Genomic DNA, 12829 nt, shown 5'->3' on the forward strand with positions numbered 1-12829 from the left:
TTCAGATGATCGTTCCGGGTCGTGACCCGAAGCTCCATCCCTCACGAGGAAGACGGCCACCAGCCATGACTGTTCTCGATTCGCCCATCCCGCGCTTCCACCTGGCCGTGCCGGTCGACGACATCGCCGCCGCCCGCCACTTCTACGGCGAGGTCCTCGGCCTCGAGCAGGGCCGCAGTGCCGACACCTGGATCGACTGGAACCTGCAGGGCCACCAGTTCGTCACCCACCTCGCTCCGGAGCGCCAGAAGCGGATCCACAACCCCGTCGACGGCCACGACGTCCCCGTGCCCCACTTCGGACTGATCCTGACCGTCGCGGAGTTCCACAAGCTCGCCGACCGACTGCGCGCCGCGAACACCGAGTTCGTCATCGAGCCCTACGTCCGCTTCGAAGGCCAGACCGGCGAACAGTGGACGATGTTCCTCCTCGACCCCGCCGGCAACGCCATGGAGTTCAAGGCATTCGCCGACGACGACCAGGTCTTCGCCGCCTGACGCCGCCCACCCGGTACCGTGCACGTCCTTGGCCGCCGCGACAGCCCGACGGCGTCGCCGCGGCCAGGTCGGTGAAGTTGACCCGGTCCGAGCGCCGGCCCGGGTTGCGGTCGTCCGGACCCGAGAAATGACCGGCGGTAGGGAAACGGGTGGCCGTAAGGCCGTTGGCCCGTTCCACAAGCCCTTCGGTCTCCGGGTCCCCCGGGCCGCCGATGCGTTCACGACGGCAGATCCTCGTACCGTCCGACGTGGTCAACGCGGGGGACACCCTTGATACGGAATTCCGCGGCACGGCGGTCGCCGACGGCGGAGCCGGGCGACAGGGAGGACCGACGTCACTCGAGTAAGAGGGATGACCACCAGGACGCCTCGCCGCGGCCTCTTGCGGCCGGCAGCCGTATGACTCCTCGCCAGCTCCACGAGGAAGGTAATGCGCAACAGTCGGCGACGGATCAGACCGTCGACCCCATTGGTTCGTCGGGCCGTCAGAGAGCGACGTCCCGCGTCTCATCAGCTGCGGCACTGGAGTGGGCCTCGGTGAGCACGTCGAAGGCGACACGGCGGTGTGCGGCGAAGAGGCGGAGGGCGACCGCGGCGTCACGGGCGCGCAGGGCCGCGGTTAGTTCGCGGTGTTCGCCCGGCAGGTGTACCAGGTAGGTCTCCTCGACACCGGCCCGGATCCGGGCCAGCAGGAACAGATACACCTGGGAGCGGATCGCCTGCCACGCCTCTTCCAGGCGCACATGGTGAGCGGCGGCGTAGACGGCGTCGTGGAAAGCTATGTCGCAGCGCACCATCTCGTGCTCGTCCGCAGCGCGGTCCATGCGATCGGCCGCCTGCTCGATGGCCGTCATGTCCTCGTCCGAGGCGTGGGCGACCACCTGCTCGACGGCGAGACATTCCAAAGCTCCGCGCAGCGAGTCGAGTTCGGCGATGTCCCCGGGGGTCAGCGTGGTGACGGCGGCTCCGCGATGCCAGGCGCTGCGCACCAGGCCCTCGCGTTCGAGCCGGAGCAGTGCCTCGCGCACCGGGCCGCGGCTGACGTCCAGCGCCCGCGACAGCTCCGCCTCACGCAGTTGCGCGCCGGGGGCGTAGGCCCCGCTGAAGATCGCCTCTCGTATGCGGTCCGCCACCTCGTCCGCCAACCCGCGGCGACGGGCGGGGGCCACCCTGCCCTGCTCAGCCATGCCTCACTCCCTCACCATGTTGTCGCAATGTTAACCTCAGTGAGAATGTGCAGGCTGTCACCGCCAGGCTGGCGAGTGAAACCGGCCGTGCGGGAGCGCACCGTCGCCCCGACACGAGCACCGCGATCCGCCCGCTCGCCGAACGTGCCCCCAGCCTGCGGCAAGCGCGACCACGGTGAGGGCGTCGATCGGCGGATCTATCCGGCGGTATCGACAGTTCCACCGTCACCAGCCTCGCCGCCGCCCGCACCCCGTTGCCGGCCGTTACCTGCACCGGCGAGCGGATGGGCGTGCAGGACGATGTCCTGCACGCGGAGCGGATCACCGCGGGCCGTACCTCGATCACGCACGCGTAGGTGCACGGCGCCCAGGCGTGCTGGTCTCCGGCGGCCTGGACTCCCTCGCGGTCCTGGTCCACACCGTGCGGGCCGCCGCAGGGCGGCGGGTGATCGCGTTCGCCGTCGGCCTGAAGGACGATGCCGGAGAAGGGCCGGCGCGATGGTGCGGCGGCGGCTGGCCGCCCTGGACCTGTCCGTCGACCTGGTGGTACTGGACCCGGCCCGTGACCGCGCCCAGCCCGAATGGTCGCCGGCGGGCCCACGGCTGGACGCGCTGCCCGAGATCAACGCCGCCGCGGCCCTGCGGGCGGCGGAACTCGGCGTCGATGCTGTCCGGCGACGGCGCCGATGAACTGCCGGGCATCCCGCGGTTCGCCACGGCCGCGGTCGCAGGCCGGGCGGACGACCGCGTATGCCGCCTTTCACCCCTCTAAAATCTATCGCTCAAAAAAATTAATGGCTAGAGTACTGCCACACGAGCCTGCGGCTCACGCATCAGAACGAGAACCGGCAATTCGGAGCACCATGGAGCACGATTCGGCCTCCCGTCCCGCCTGCTGCGCGCCACCGGGCGGGCGGCAGGGCGGTGTCCTGCCCGTGCCTGTCACGAGGCCCGCCGCCGCGCCGGACGGCATGGTCCTGATCCCCGGCGGCGAGTTCCTCATGGGTGCGGAGGACCGGGAAGGCTTCCCGTCCGACGGGGAGGGCCCGGTCCGTACCGTGCGCCTGAGCGCCTTCCACATCGACGCGCACGCGGTCAGCAACGACAAGTTCGCGGAGTTCGTCGATGGCACCGGTTACGTCACCGAAGCCGAGCACATCGGCTGGTCGTATGTGTTCGCCGGCTTCCTGCCGGGGAGCCTGCGCCGAGAAGCGCCCCGACCGCCACGCACCCCTTGGTGGTGCGGCGTCACCGGCGCCCGGTGGGACCAGCCCGAGGGTCCCGGCAGCACGCTCGACGGCCGAGGCGACCACCCCGTCGTGCACATCTCCTGGAACGACGCCGCCGCCTACGCCGCCTGGGCGGGCAAGCGTCTGCCCACCGAGGCCGAGTGGGAGTACGCGGCACGCGGCGGCCTGGACCAGAGGCGGTACCCGTGGGGGGACGTACTCAATCCGGAAGGACGGTACGTCTGCAACATCTGGCGCGGCACCTTCCCCACCAAGAACACCGCCGACGACGGCTACCGCGGCACCGCCCCCGTCGACGCCTTCGAACCCAACGGCTACGGCCTCTACAACACCTCCGGGAACGTCTGGGAATGGTGCTCGGACTGGTGGAGCACCGATCAGGGGCGCTCCGACCACCCGCGGGTCGACCCCGCAGGCCCGGAGCAGGGTACGGACAAGGTCATCCGCGGCGGCTCGTACCTGTGCCACGTCTCGTACTGCAACCGCTACCGCGTCGCTGCCCGCACCGCCAACACCCCCGACGCGGCCAGCGGCCACGCCGGGTTCCGCTGTGCCCGGGCCGCCGATCCCGACGACACGGCCCGCACCCGCCGACCAAGGAGCACCACGGCATGAAAGCCATCATGGTGATGTTCGACAGTCTCAACCGGCACATGCTGCCGCCGTACGGCTGCGACTGGACCCACGCGCCCAACTTCCGGCGCCTGGCCGAGCGGACGGTCACCTTCGACAACGCCTACGCCGGGTCGATGCCCTGTATGCCGGCCCGCCGTGAGATCCACACCGGGCGCCACAACTTCCTCCACCGTAGCTGGGGCCCGCTGGAGCCGTTCGACGACTCGATGCCGGAGCTGCTCAAACGCGCCGGCGTGTACACACACCTGGCCAGCGACCACCCCCATTACTGGGAGGACGGCGGGGCGACCTACCACGGCCGTTACAACACCTGGGAGTTCTTCCGCGGCCAGGAGGGCGACGCGTGGAAGGGCCATGTCGCCGACCCGCCGATGCCCACTCAGGAGGTCAAGGAGTTCCGCCTGGAGGGCTACCGGCAGGACTGGGTGAACCGGCTGTACATGCGGACCGAGGAACAGCACTGCCAGACCCTCACCTTCGACGCGGGCCTGGACTTCATCCGCACCAACCACACGGAGGACCGCTGGTTCCTTCAGATCGAGACCTTCGACCCACACGAACCCTTCTTCAGCCACAAACAGTTCAAGGACCTCTACCCGCACGACTACGACGGCCCGAACTTCGACTGGCCCGACTACCGCCCGGTCACCGAGACCGACGAGCAGGTCGAGCACGCCCGCCTCGAGTACGCCGCCCTGCTGTCGATGTGCGACAAGTCGCTCGGCCGCGTCCTCGACATGATGGACGAACACGACATGTGGCAGGACACCCTGCTGATCGTCAACACCGACCACGGCCTGCTGCTGGGCGAGAAGAACTGGTGGGGCAAGTCGGTCCAGCCCTGGTACAACGAACTGGTCCATCTGCCGCTGTTCGTCTGGGATCCCCGGGCGGGCGTCACGGGAGAACGCCGCTCGGCACTCGTGCAGACCATCGACCTGGCCCCGACCCTGCTCGACTTCTTCGGCGTCGAGATTCCGGCCGACATGCAGGGCATGCCGCTCCCGGTCGCCACCGCCGAACCGGTGCGCGAGGCGGGTCTGTTCGGCATTCATGGCGGTCACGTCAACGTCACCGACGGCCGCTACGTCTACATGCGAGCCCCCGTCTCGGCCGAGAACTCCCCGCTGTTCGAGCACACCTTGATGCCCACCCACATGAAGGGGCGCTTCTCCGTCCAGGAGTTGACCGGCCTCGAACTCGCCGAGCCCTTCACCTTCACCAAGGGTGTCCGCACGGTCCGGACGACCGGCAGTACCTACTTCAACCCGTACCGCTTCGGCACCCTCCTCTACGACCTGGAGAACGACCCCGAGCAGCGCACCCCGATCATCGACGACGAGGTCGAGTTGCGGATGGCGAACCTGCTCGTCGGCCTGATGCGCGCGAGCGACGCGCCGCCGAGCCAGTACGAGAGGCTGGGCCTTCCCGCGACCGGTGAGGTGACGGCCGAGCACCTCCTGGTGCGTGCCCAGCGCGGGCAGGCCGAGAAGGCCGCCGAACCGCTTCCGAAGCCGGAGGACTTCCCGGCCGGCCGCTTCTCGCTGCGCACCCCGCTCTCGGCGCTGGTGTCCGATCCCATGGCCGTCGAGGTGCTGCGCGCGCACGCGCCGGCCCTCGTCGACACGGAACTCCTCCAGATGATCGGATCGACGTCCCTCATCTCCCTCGCGGCGATGTCGGGTGACTTCCCGAAGGACACCCTGCGCGTGCTCGCCCAGGAGCTCGCGTCCCTCTGAGCGTCACTTCGCGGTACCGATCCGGCCGCGGGACGTGGATACGGTTCGAAATTCGGCACCCGGCGTGACATCCGGGTGCCGACGAACGCGACCCTCTGCCTCCACGGACAGGAGCCGGGCCTGGGCAGACCACAGCCGGCCGGAACCGGCACACTCCTGGCACGGACGGCCTCATGCCCCACAGCGACACCGATGCCCGGCCCTCGCACGCGGGCGTCATCGACGTCGACGGCATACCCATGTCGACGCTGGTCTGCGAGGTGGAACGACCGCGCGCCGTCCTACTCGCCCTGCACGGCGGCGCCACCACCTCCACGTACTACGACTGCCCGGGCCATCCCGACCTGTCCCTGCTGCGGACCGCCGCGGCCCTCGGCTACACCGCCATCGCCCTCGACCGCCCCGGCTACGGCGCCTCCGAACGGTACGCCGAGGAAGTCGCCGCTACGTCACGCCAGATCGACCTCGCCTTCGCGGCCGTCGACGCACTGCTCGCGAACCGGCCGCGCGGTGCGGGCGTCTTCCTGCTCGGCCACTCCGCGGGTTGCGAACTGGCCACGCGGATGGCGGCCGACGAGCGCGGCCGCGAGTTCATCGGCCTGGAGATCGCCGGCACCGGACTGCACCACCAGTGGACGGTGAGCAACGTCCTCGACTCCATGGAGCGGGACGCCACCACCGGTCGCAGACTCCCACGCGGGCTGCGGGCCATGTTGTGGGGCCCGCGCCGGCTGTACGCCCCGGACGTGTACTCCGACCCCTCGATCACCGCCCGCACGCCCGGGTACGAAATCCATGTACGGCACTGGGTGAACGGGCTCCCGGAGCTGGCCGCCCGGGTGCGGGTTCCGGTGCACCTGACCCTGGGCGATCACGAGACCGTGTGGCGCTCGGGCCCGGAGGCACTCACCGAGGTCGCCGCTCTGTTCACGGCGTCACCGCGGGTGCGGACCCACGAGCAGACCGAGGCCGGCCACAACCTCAGCCTCGGTCTGACCGCCCGGGCGTATCACCTGCACATTCTGTCCTTCCTGGAGGAGTGTGCGGTGCTTGGGCAGGCGGACGGTGATCAGCTCAGGGCGTCCGCCTTCTCCCGGTGACGCAGCGGGTGTCGCTCGAAGAAGTTCCACATGACGTCGTTCGCGTTGATCTCGGTGGAGACCTTGCCCAGCCCCAGGAAAGCGTCCGGGTAGGGCGAGCCGGGCCAGGTGTGCCCGCCGTCCGAGATCACGTACATGCTCACGTCGGCCCCCTGGCGGCAGGCGCCGTAGGTCCGGAACGTGACGTGCTCGGTCAGCTTGGCGTCGGCCGGGCCGAGGTGGCAGCCGTTCAGCTCCGACCAGCGCTCGAACGCGATGGGCACGGAGTACTGCCAGTACCCGGGGCCGGCGCCGTCGTAGGGGTTGACCGGGTCCTGCTGGCCGTGGAAGGCGAGGACGGGAACCGGACGGGAGGGGGTGCAGGTCGCCGGGTCCGGGCGGGTCGGGTCGGAGGCGTCGGGGTTGCCCGCGCGCAGGCCCGAGACCGGGGCGATGGCGGCGATCCGGTCGGAGAGGCGGCAGGCGAGCAGCGAGGCCATCCTGGCTCCGCCCGAGAAGCCGGTGGCGTACACCCGGTCGGAGTCGACGCAGACGCCCTGGGACACGGCGGTGATGGTGTCGGACAGGAATCGCACGTCGTCGCGGTCGTCCGGTGAGGGCAGCTGACCGGAGGTGTTCGGCACGCCGGGGATGACCCAGGTGTAGCCGTCCGGCACGGTCGGCACCGGGGCGCCGCCATTGGGCACCGCCACCAGGAACCCGTGTTCGTCTGCGGCCTTCTCCATGTCGGTGACGATGAGCTGGTTGCGCCCGTTGGAGTTGCTGCCGTGCAGGTTGAGGACGAGCGGGACCGGGTGGCGGCCGGTGTAGCCGCGGGGGACGTAGAGCGACACCGGGTAGGTGGTGCCTGCAGAGGTGACGGAGACGGTGGTGAGACCGGGTTCGACGGGTGCGCACCGGGTTCCGGCCGGGGACGGCAGTTCCTGTGCGCCCGCCGGTGGGATGACGGCGACGGGGACCGCGAAGGCGGCCGTCGCGGCGAGCAGGGCATACCTGAGAGGTACGAGCACCAGGTTTTCCTTCCTGAGGGAGAGCGCCTGAGGGAGAGCGCCGGAGGACGAGCGGGCCGGCGGCCTCCGGGAGTCGAGATCAGGGGGACCAGACCGTGCGGACCCGGCCCAGCGGGTCCTCCGCGACCCGGGAATCGGCGGACCACACCATCGCCGTACGCCCGTCCTCCGTGTACCGCGGCCACTCGTTGCCCGGATCCTGATCCCGCACGAAGGCCACCCATGCCCGGTGCACGGCGTCCGCCAGCGCCTGTGGCGGCGTCGTCCCCGCCGCGGCCGTCACGCCTTCCGCGTCGAGCAGGTCGAAGACGAACGGCACGTCGAGGCAGTGGATGGCCGCGCCGTTCACCGGTGAGGTCCACTGGAACTCGTAGAGCCAGGTGGGACGCCCGCGGGCGGCGCGGGCGTCGGCGACGGCCACCGCCGGACAGCGGAAGACGGCGTCGGTCAGGGCCTGGCCGAAGTGGGCGTCCGAGGGCAGATCCCGGTACACGTCCCGGAAGACGTCCGCCCGGGCGGGGTCCAGGCCCAGGAAGCCGAGGACCTCCGGCAGCGGCGGCGCCTGGGGCAGCTCCGGCAGCACGTTGAACTCGTGGGCGGTGCAGCCGATGAGCAGCGGTACGTCGGCGCCCGCGTCGCCCTCGGTCAGGGCCGTCTGGACAGGCTGCGGGATCAACTCCCCGTCGGCGAAGGGCGCGAGGGTTCCCATCGGCGGCAACCCCTCACGGTCCGTGCCCGGTTCGAGGAGCCGGGTCTGGAGCTCGAACATCTCGCCGTGGCCGAGCCCACGCAGTGCGTCGGCGGTGGCGGCCTTTCCGGTACGGGCGGTGAACAGACGCGCAGCGGCACGGCCGACCTCGGGACCGTCCGGGAGCGAGACGACGCCGGACGCGGAGATCGCCCCCCGGAACAGTCCCCGGGCGGCGGGGACGGCGAGCAGCGACAGCACCGCGCCGCCGCCCGCGGACTGGCCGGCGATGGTGACCTTGGCCGGGTCGCCGCCGAACGCGGCGATGTTGTCGCGGACCCACTCCAGCGCGGCGATCCAGTCCAGCACCCCACGGTTGTCCGGGGCGCCGTCCAGATGCAGGAAACCCTCGATGCCGAGCCGGTAGCCGACGGAGACCAGGACCACGCCGTCCCGGTTGAAGGCGGAGCCGTCGTACCAGGGGCTGGCCGCCGATCCGGCGACGAAACCACCGCCGTGGATCCATACCAGGACCGGCAGCGGTGCCTCGGGGTCGGTGCCGGGGGTGAAGACGTTGAGGTTGAGGATCCCCCCGCCCGCGATGGTGGGCTCCGGGATGGTGGTGACCTCGGTGACGGCATGGCGCTGCGCCGTCGGCCCGTATGCGGTGGCCTCCAGCGGCTCCGTCCACGGCTCGGGCGGCACGGGGGCGGCGAACCGCAGTGCGCCGTCGGGTGGTTGGGCGTACGGGATACCGAGGAACCGCAGGCTGCCGTCCGCTCGGCGCTCGCCGCGGACGGGGCCCGAGGCGGTGATGACCAAGGGAGAGGCGCTGTTCATCGGATCTGCTCCTCATCGAGCGTGGACTGTCGGCGTCGAAAATCTAACATTCAAAAAAATTAGAGGCTAGGGTGATGTCGACACCAGCAGTTCGCTCGCAGGAGTCCCCCATGGCCTACGGTCCGTCCTCCGTACTCGGCGAGGTTCTGCGCGACGAACAGGCCGAGGCGGTGGTCCGCAGACACCTGCCCGCACTCGACGACGAACCCGGCATCGTGCAGTTACTGCTGCCGGCCGGCTTCGACTTTCCCGCCTCCGGTGTCGAAGGGCGCTACCTCCTCACCTGCTTCGGCGTGGCACAACCCCGCCTGCGCTCCTTCCGGTTCTCCTCGGGCACCCGCCACCGGGCCCAGGTCATCGGCACCTGGAACATGACCGTCACCGAACTCCCGGAGGTCTACGAGGGCACGTTCACCGTGCCGCTGCCCAGGCGCCCGTACCTGGCGATCCGGCTGCGCGCCCTCACACAGAACTGATCCCGAACGCCCACCCGCCCCCAGGGAGAGTTCCATGTCCTATGCCCTCGACGCCCAGTTGCGACAGGCACTGGCCGCTATGCGCCCCGCCGAGGGCGAGCCGCCGCCACGGCGTCCCGTCCGGGGCGACTGGGAGGCGCTGCGCGCGGGTGAGTCCGGGCTGGCGGCCCTCGACGCCATGAAACCCGCACGGCCGTCGGTCGGGCGCGCTGACCACCACGTCGCATCGCACGACGGAGCCGAGATCCTGCTGCGCTGGTACACCCCGGCGGCGCACGACCCGTCCGCGGCGGGACCGGCCGTCGTCTACCTGCACGGCGGCGGCATGGTCTCCGGCTCGGTGGCGCTGTTCGACCGTCTGGTCGCGGGGTACGTCGCGGACAGCGGCATCCCCTTCCTCTCCGTGGACTACCGACGGGCCCCCGAACACCCCCACCCCACCCCGGCCGAGGACGGCTTCGCCGGTCTCACCTGGCTCGCCGGGCACGCCGCCGATCTGGGCGTCGACCCGGCCAGGATCGCGCTGATGGGCGAGAGCGCGGGCGGTGGTCTCGCCGCCGCGGCGACCCTGCTGGCCCGCACCCACGGCCTGCCCGTGGCCAGGCAGATCCTCGTCTACCCGATGCTGGACGACCGCACCACCGAACCGGATCCAGCCCTGCTGCCCTTCGCCATGTGGAGCTACGACGACAACCACACCGGCTGGCACGCCCTGCTGGGTGACGCCGTAGGCGGGCCCGACATGCCCGGCCACGCCGCCCCCGCTCGGGAGCGGGACCTGTCGGGGCTGCCTCCCGCCTACATCGAGGTGGGCGAGCTGGACATCTTCCGTGACGAGGACGTCGCCTACGCGCGTCGTCTCGCCGCCACCGGCACCTCGAACTCCACGTCCACCCGGGCTGCCCGCACGCCTTCGACCATCTGGCACCGGGGAGCGATGTCGCCCGGCGCGCCCGCGCCGACCGGCTGCGGGTCCTGGCCGGCATCTGAGCGACGCGGTCAGCGGTTCAGTACGCCTGCTGCCCGCCCGGTCCGTGAGGGTGCCGCACTCTCCAGGGGATGCCCGGCGCAACGAGGCAACAGCACCCGGAAAACAGCCCCCTGCCCCGGAGCCGAGTGGACCTCGACGTGACCCGCGTGCGCGGTGACGAGCGAGTGGACGATGGCGAGGCCCAGACCCGCTCCGCCGGTGGCACGGGTGCGTGAGCCGTCGGCGCGGTAGAACCGGTCGAAGACATGACGGCTCTGTTCGGGCGTCAGGCCCGGCCCCTCGTCGGCCACTTCGAGGACCACGTGCTCGCCGACCGCGCCGACACCGATCCGGACCGGCGTGCCGGTGGGTGTGTGGGTGACGGCGTTGCCGACGAGGTTGGTGACGACCTGCCGCAGCCGGGCTTCGTCGGCGAGAGCGGGGGCTGAGCCGGGCGGCCCGTCGCCGTCCGGGCCGGTGAGGGTCACCGGGCGGGCCGCGTCCAGGGCACGTACGTCGTGCAGGGCGTCGGCGGCAAGTGTGCGCAGGTCCATGGGGGCCACATCCAGCCCGTACGACAAGGGGGCACCCTGCGCGAGCGCGGCTCCGGCGCCTCCCGGATCCTGTTCGTCGAGCCGGGCGAGCAGCAGCAGATCCTCCACCAGGCGGGTCAGACGCTCGGACTCGCGCGCGATGCGGTCCATGGTGTGGTCGATGTCGGCCTTCCCGGCCAGGGCACCCATCCGGTGCAGGTCGGTGAGGCCCTTGATGCCCGCGAGCGGGGTGCGCAGTTCGTGGCTGGCGTCGGCCACGAAGCGGCTCATCCGGGCCTCCGACTCGGCGCGCGCGGCGAAGGCCGTTTCAAGCTGGCCGAGCATGCCGTTGAGCGCCGCCGCCAGACGGCCGATCTCGGTCCTCCGGCCCGCCAGTTCGGGAACCCGCCGGGACAGATCGCCGCCCGCGATCTCCGCCGCGGTCTGTTCGATGCGGGACAGCGGGCCGAGCCCGGAGCGGACCGCGAACCAGCCCGCCACCGCCATCGCGCCGAGCACACACAGCCCGGCGATCTCGTAGATCCGCCACATCCGGTCGACTGTGTGGTCCACCCCGGCCAACGAGGTCGCGACGACGACGCTCCCCCGGTCGCCGTCGGCGCTTCCGTCCAGCACGTCGGCGTCCCTCCTGGGGACGGCGATCACCCGCCAGCGGGTGCCGCCCTGGGAGCCGTCCGCGGTGAAGGGGCGGCCGCCGTGCCGGACGACGGCCGCCATGTCCAGCCGGGGCAGTGCCGGGCCAGTGGTGGCGGACCGGTTAGGCCCCGCGAGGGAGTCGATGCTGCTTTCGACCGTCCCGTCCGCAGTGATGTAGGTGATGACCGGGTTCCCGAGGACGTCGGTGCCGAAGTCGGCGAGACCTGTTGGCGGGTTGCGTTCGGCTCCGGTACGGGCGACGGTGGGCGGCAGTAGAGCGAACACCTGCGCGGATGCGCGTAGTTGTCCGTCGACCCGGTCCTGCATGTAGGCGTGCAGGGCGCTTCCGCTGACCGCGCTGAACGCCGTGAAGCAGGCCGCGAGCAAGGCCACCGAGAGCAGCAGCACACGACTGCGCAGGGAGGCGCGGCGCCACACCGCGCCGATGCGGCCCCCGTTCATGACTTGGGCCCACGTAGCACATAACCCACTCCGTGGACGGTGTGGATCAGCTTCGGTCCGCCGTTGTCGAGCTTGCGGCGCAGATAGCTGATGTAGGTGTCGACGATGCCGGTGTCGCCGCCGAAGTCGTAGTCCCACACCTGGGCGAGGATCTGTGCCTTGGACACGGTGCGTCCGGCGTTGGTCATGAGGTAGTGGAGCAGCCGGAACTCCGTCGGGGACAGCCGGACCGGATCGCCCGCCCGCGTGGTCTGCACGCCCTCCGGATCCAGTTCCAGATCGGCCACCCGCAGCACGGCCGACGGATCGCCGCTGGTGCGCCGGAGCACCGCCTGGATACGGGCGATCAGTTCCTCCAGGTCGAACGGCTTGGTGACGTAGTCGTCGCCGCCGAGCCGCAGGCCCTCGATCTTGTCACGGGTGGTGTCCCGGGCGGTGAGGAACACCACCGGGATGTGACCGGCGCGGGATCCGACGGCCGGCCGGTGGCGCTCGCGCAGGAGACGGATGATCTCGAAGCCGTCCATGTCCGGCAGCATGACGTCGAGCAGCACCAGGTCGGGCGTCGCCTCGTCGGCCGCGGCAAGCGCCTCCCGGCCGGTGCCGGCCGCGGTGACGGCGAACCCGGCATGGCGCAGGGCCGCGCACAGCAGTTCCCGCACGGTGGGTTCGTCGTCCACGACCAGCAGGGCGGCCCCGCACTCCCCGAGCAGCGCCAGCCAGAACTCGTCGTCCTCGACCGAGCGGCCGAGACCGGCGGGCATGATCTCCAGCAGCCGGCGGC

11 protein-coding genes and 2 pseudogenes are annotated in these 12829 nt (G+C 71.0%); 8 read left to right on the top strand and 5 right to left on the bottom strand.

Annotation, left to right across the window (positions count from 1 at the left end; all coding sequences use genetic code 11):
* Positions 1 to 65: 65 nt before the first annotated feature.
* The gene (locus tag ABZ490_RS24325) at positions 66 to 497 is read left to right on the top strand and encodes a VOC family protein (RefSeq protein ID WP_358993467.1); all 432 of its coding nucleotides are present in this window, start codon (positions 66 to 68) and stop codon (positions 495 to 497) included.
* 485 nt (positions 498 to 982) lie between these two features.
* Here ABZ490_RS24325 and ABZ490_RS24330 read toward each other — a convergent pair whose 3' ends face one another.
* Positions 983 to 1684 carry a GntR family transcriptional regulator gene (locus tag ABZ490_RS24330; RefSeq protein ID WP_358993469.1) on the bottom strand — a complete coding sequence of 234 codons (702 nt, stop codon included), beginning with the start codon at positions 1682 to 1684 and terminating at the stop codon, positions 983 to 985.
* Positions 1685 to 1887: 203 nt separating this feature from the next.
* Here ABZ490_RS24330 and ABZ490_RS24335 point away from each other — a divergent pair.
* The 5 genes and pseudogenes from ABZ490_RS24335 to ABZ490_RS24355 form a co-directional block, all read left to right on the top strand.
* Positions 1888 to 2040, top strand: a pseudogene (locus ABZ490_RS24335) (asparagine synthase-related protein); the annotation flags it as partial.
* A 142-nt stretch (positions 2041 to 2182) separates the two neighbouring features.
* A complete protein-coding gene (locus ABZ490_RS24340) occupies positions 2183 to 2374 on the top strand; it encodes a hypothetical protein (protein ID WP_358993472.1) in 192 nt (63 codons plus the stop codon).
* Between the two features lie 281 nt (positions 2375 to 2655).
* Entirely contained in the window at positions 2656 to 3549 is an 894-nt protein-coding gene (locus tag ABZ490_RS24345; protein ID WP_358993497.1) for a formylglycine-generating enzyme family protein, read from the top strand.
* The gene (locus ABZ490_RS24350) at positions 3546 to 5309 is read left to right on the top strand and encodes a sulfatase (RefSeq protein ID WP_358993475.1); all 1764 of its coding nucleotides are present in this window, start codon (positions 3546 to 3548) and stop codon (positions 5307 to 5309) included. The genes ABZ490_RS24345 and ABZ490_RS24350 overlap by 4 nt, the downstream gene beginning before the upstream one ends.
* 173 nt (positions 5310 to 5482) lie before the next feature.
* Positions 5483 to 6409 (top strand): alpha/beta hydrolase, encoded by a 927-nt coding sequence (locus tag ABZ490_RS24355; protein WP_358993477.1) that lies wholly within the window; start codon positions 5483 to 5485, stop codon positions 6407 to 6409.
* On the opposite strand, the gene ABZ490_RS24360 is transcribed toward ABZ490_RS24355, so the two are convergent.
* Entirely contained in the window at positions 6379 to 7419 is a 1041-nt protein-coding gene (locus ABZ490_RS24360; protein WP_358993480.1) for a PHB depolymerase family esterase, read from the bottom strand. The two genes, ABZ490_RS24355 and ABZ490_RS24360, sit on opposite strands and share 31 nt — an antisense overlap.
* Positions 7420 to 7498: 79 nt before the next feature.
* On the bottom strand, positions 7499 to 8947 hold the full coding sequence (locus ABZ490_RS24365; RefSeq protein ID WP_358993483.1) for a carboxylesterase family protein: 1449 nt from the start codon (positions 8945 to 8947) through the stop codon (positions 7499 to 7501).
* 110 nt (positions 8948 to 9057) lie between these two features.
* Here ABZ490_RS24365 and ABZ490_RS24370 point away from each other — a divergent pair, with 110 nt between their 5' ends.
* Positions 9058 to 9423 carry a DUF5605 domain-containing protein gene (locus ABZ490_RS24370; protein ID WP_358993485.1) on the top strand — a complete coding sequence of 122 codons (366 nt, stop codon included), beginning with the start codon at positions 9058 to 9060 and terminating at the stop codon, positions 9421 to 9423.
* A 178-nt stretch (positions 9424 to 9601) separates the two neighbouring features.
* Positions 9602 to 10243: pseudogene (locus tag ABZ490_RS24375) on the top strand (alpha/beta hydrolase fold domain-containing protein); the annotation flags it as partial.
* A 179-nt stretch (positions 10244 to 10422) separates the two neighbouring features.
* Here the strand turns inward: ABZ490_RS24375 and ABZ490_RS24380 are convergent.
* The gene (locus ABZ490_RS24380) at positions 10423 to 12045 is read right to left on the bottom strand and encodes a HAMP domain-containing sensor histidine kinase (protein ID WP_358993488.1); all 1623 of its coding nucleotides are present in this window, start codon (positions 12043 to 12045) and stop codon (positions 10423 to 10425) included.
* The gene (locus ABZ490_RS24385; protein WP_358993499.1) at positions 12042 to 12821 is read right to left on the bottom strand and encodes a response regulator transcription factor; all 780 of its coding nucleotides are present in this window, start codon (positions 12819 to 12821) and stop codon (positions 12042 to 12044) included. Before ABZ490_RS24385 ends, ABZ490_RS24380 begins: the two co-directional genes overlap by 4 nt.
* Between the last annotated feature and the right edge of the window lie 8 nt (positions 12822 to 12829).

It is taken from the genome of Streptomyces sp. NPDC005811, from assembly GCF_040630405.1.
Lineage (GTDB): Bacteria > Actinomycetota > Actinomycetes > Streptomycetales > Streptomycetaceae > Streptomyces.

What these genes read in the sequence shown, in the direction of transcription:
- ABZ490_RS24340 (WP_358993472.1), top strand. Translation starts at nt 2,183, where the DNA reads ATGGTGCGGCGGCGGCTGGCCGCCCTGGACCTGTCCGTCGACCTGGTG.
- ABZ490_RS24370 (WP_358993485.1), top strand. Translation starts at nt 9,058, where the DNA reads ATGGCCTACGGTCCGTCCTCCGTACTCGGCGAGGTTCTGCGCGACGAA.
- ABZ490_RS24345 (WP_358993497.1), top strand. Translation starts at nt 2,656, where the DNA reads ATGGTCCTGATCCCCGGCGGCGAGTTCCTCATGGGTGCGGAGGACCGG.
- ABZ490_RS24365 (WP_358993483.1), bottom strand. Translation starts at nt 8,947, where the DNA reads ATGAACAGCGCCTCTCCCTTGGTCATCACCGCCTCGGGCCCCGTCCGC.
- ABZ490_RS24380 (WP_358993488.1), bottom strand. Translation starts at nt 12,045, where the DNA reads ATGAACGGGGGCCGCATCGGCGCGGTGTGGCGCCGCGCCTCCCTGCGC.
- ABZ490_RS24355 (WP_358993477.1), top strand. Translation starts at nt 5,483, where the DNA reads ATGCCCCACAGCGACACCGATGCCCGGCCCTCGCACGCGGGCGTCATC.
- ABZ490_RS24330 (WP_358993469.1), bottom strand. Translation starts at nt 1,684, where the DNA reads ATGGCTGAGCAGGGCAGGGTGGCCCCCGCCCGTCGCCGCGGGTTGGCG.
- ABZ490_RS24325 (WP_358993467.1), top strand. Translation starts at nt 66, where the DNA reads ATGACTGTTCTCGATTCGCCCATCCCGCGCTTCCACCTGGCCGTGCCG.
- ABZ490_RS24350 (WP_358993475.1), top strand. Translation starts at nt 3,546, where the DNA reads ATGAAAGCCATCATGGTGATGTTCGACAGTCTCAACCGGCACATGCTG.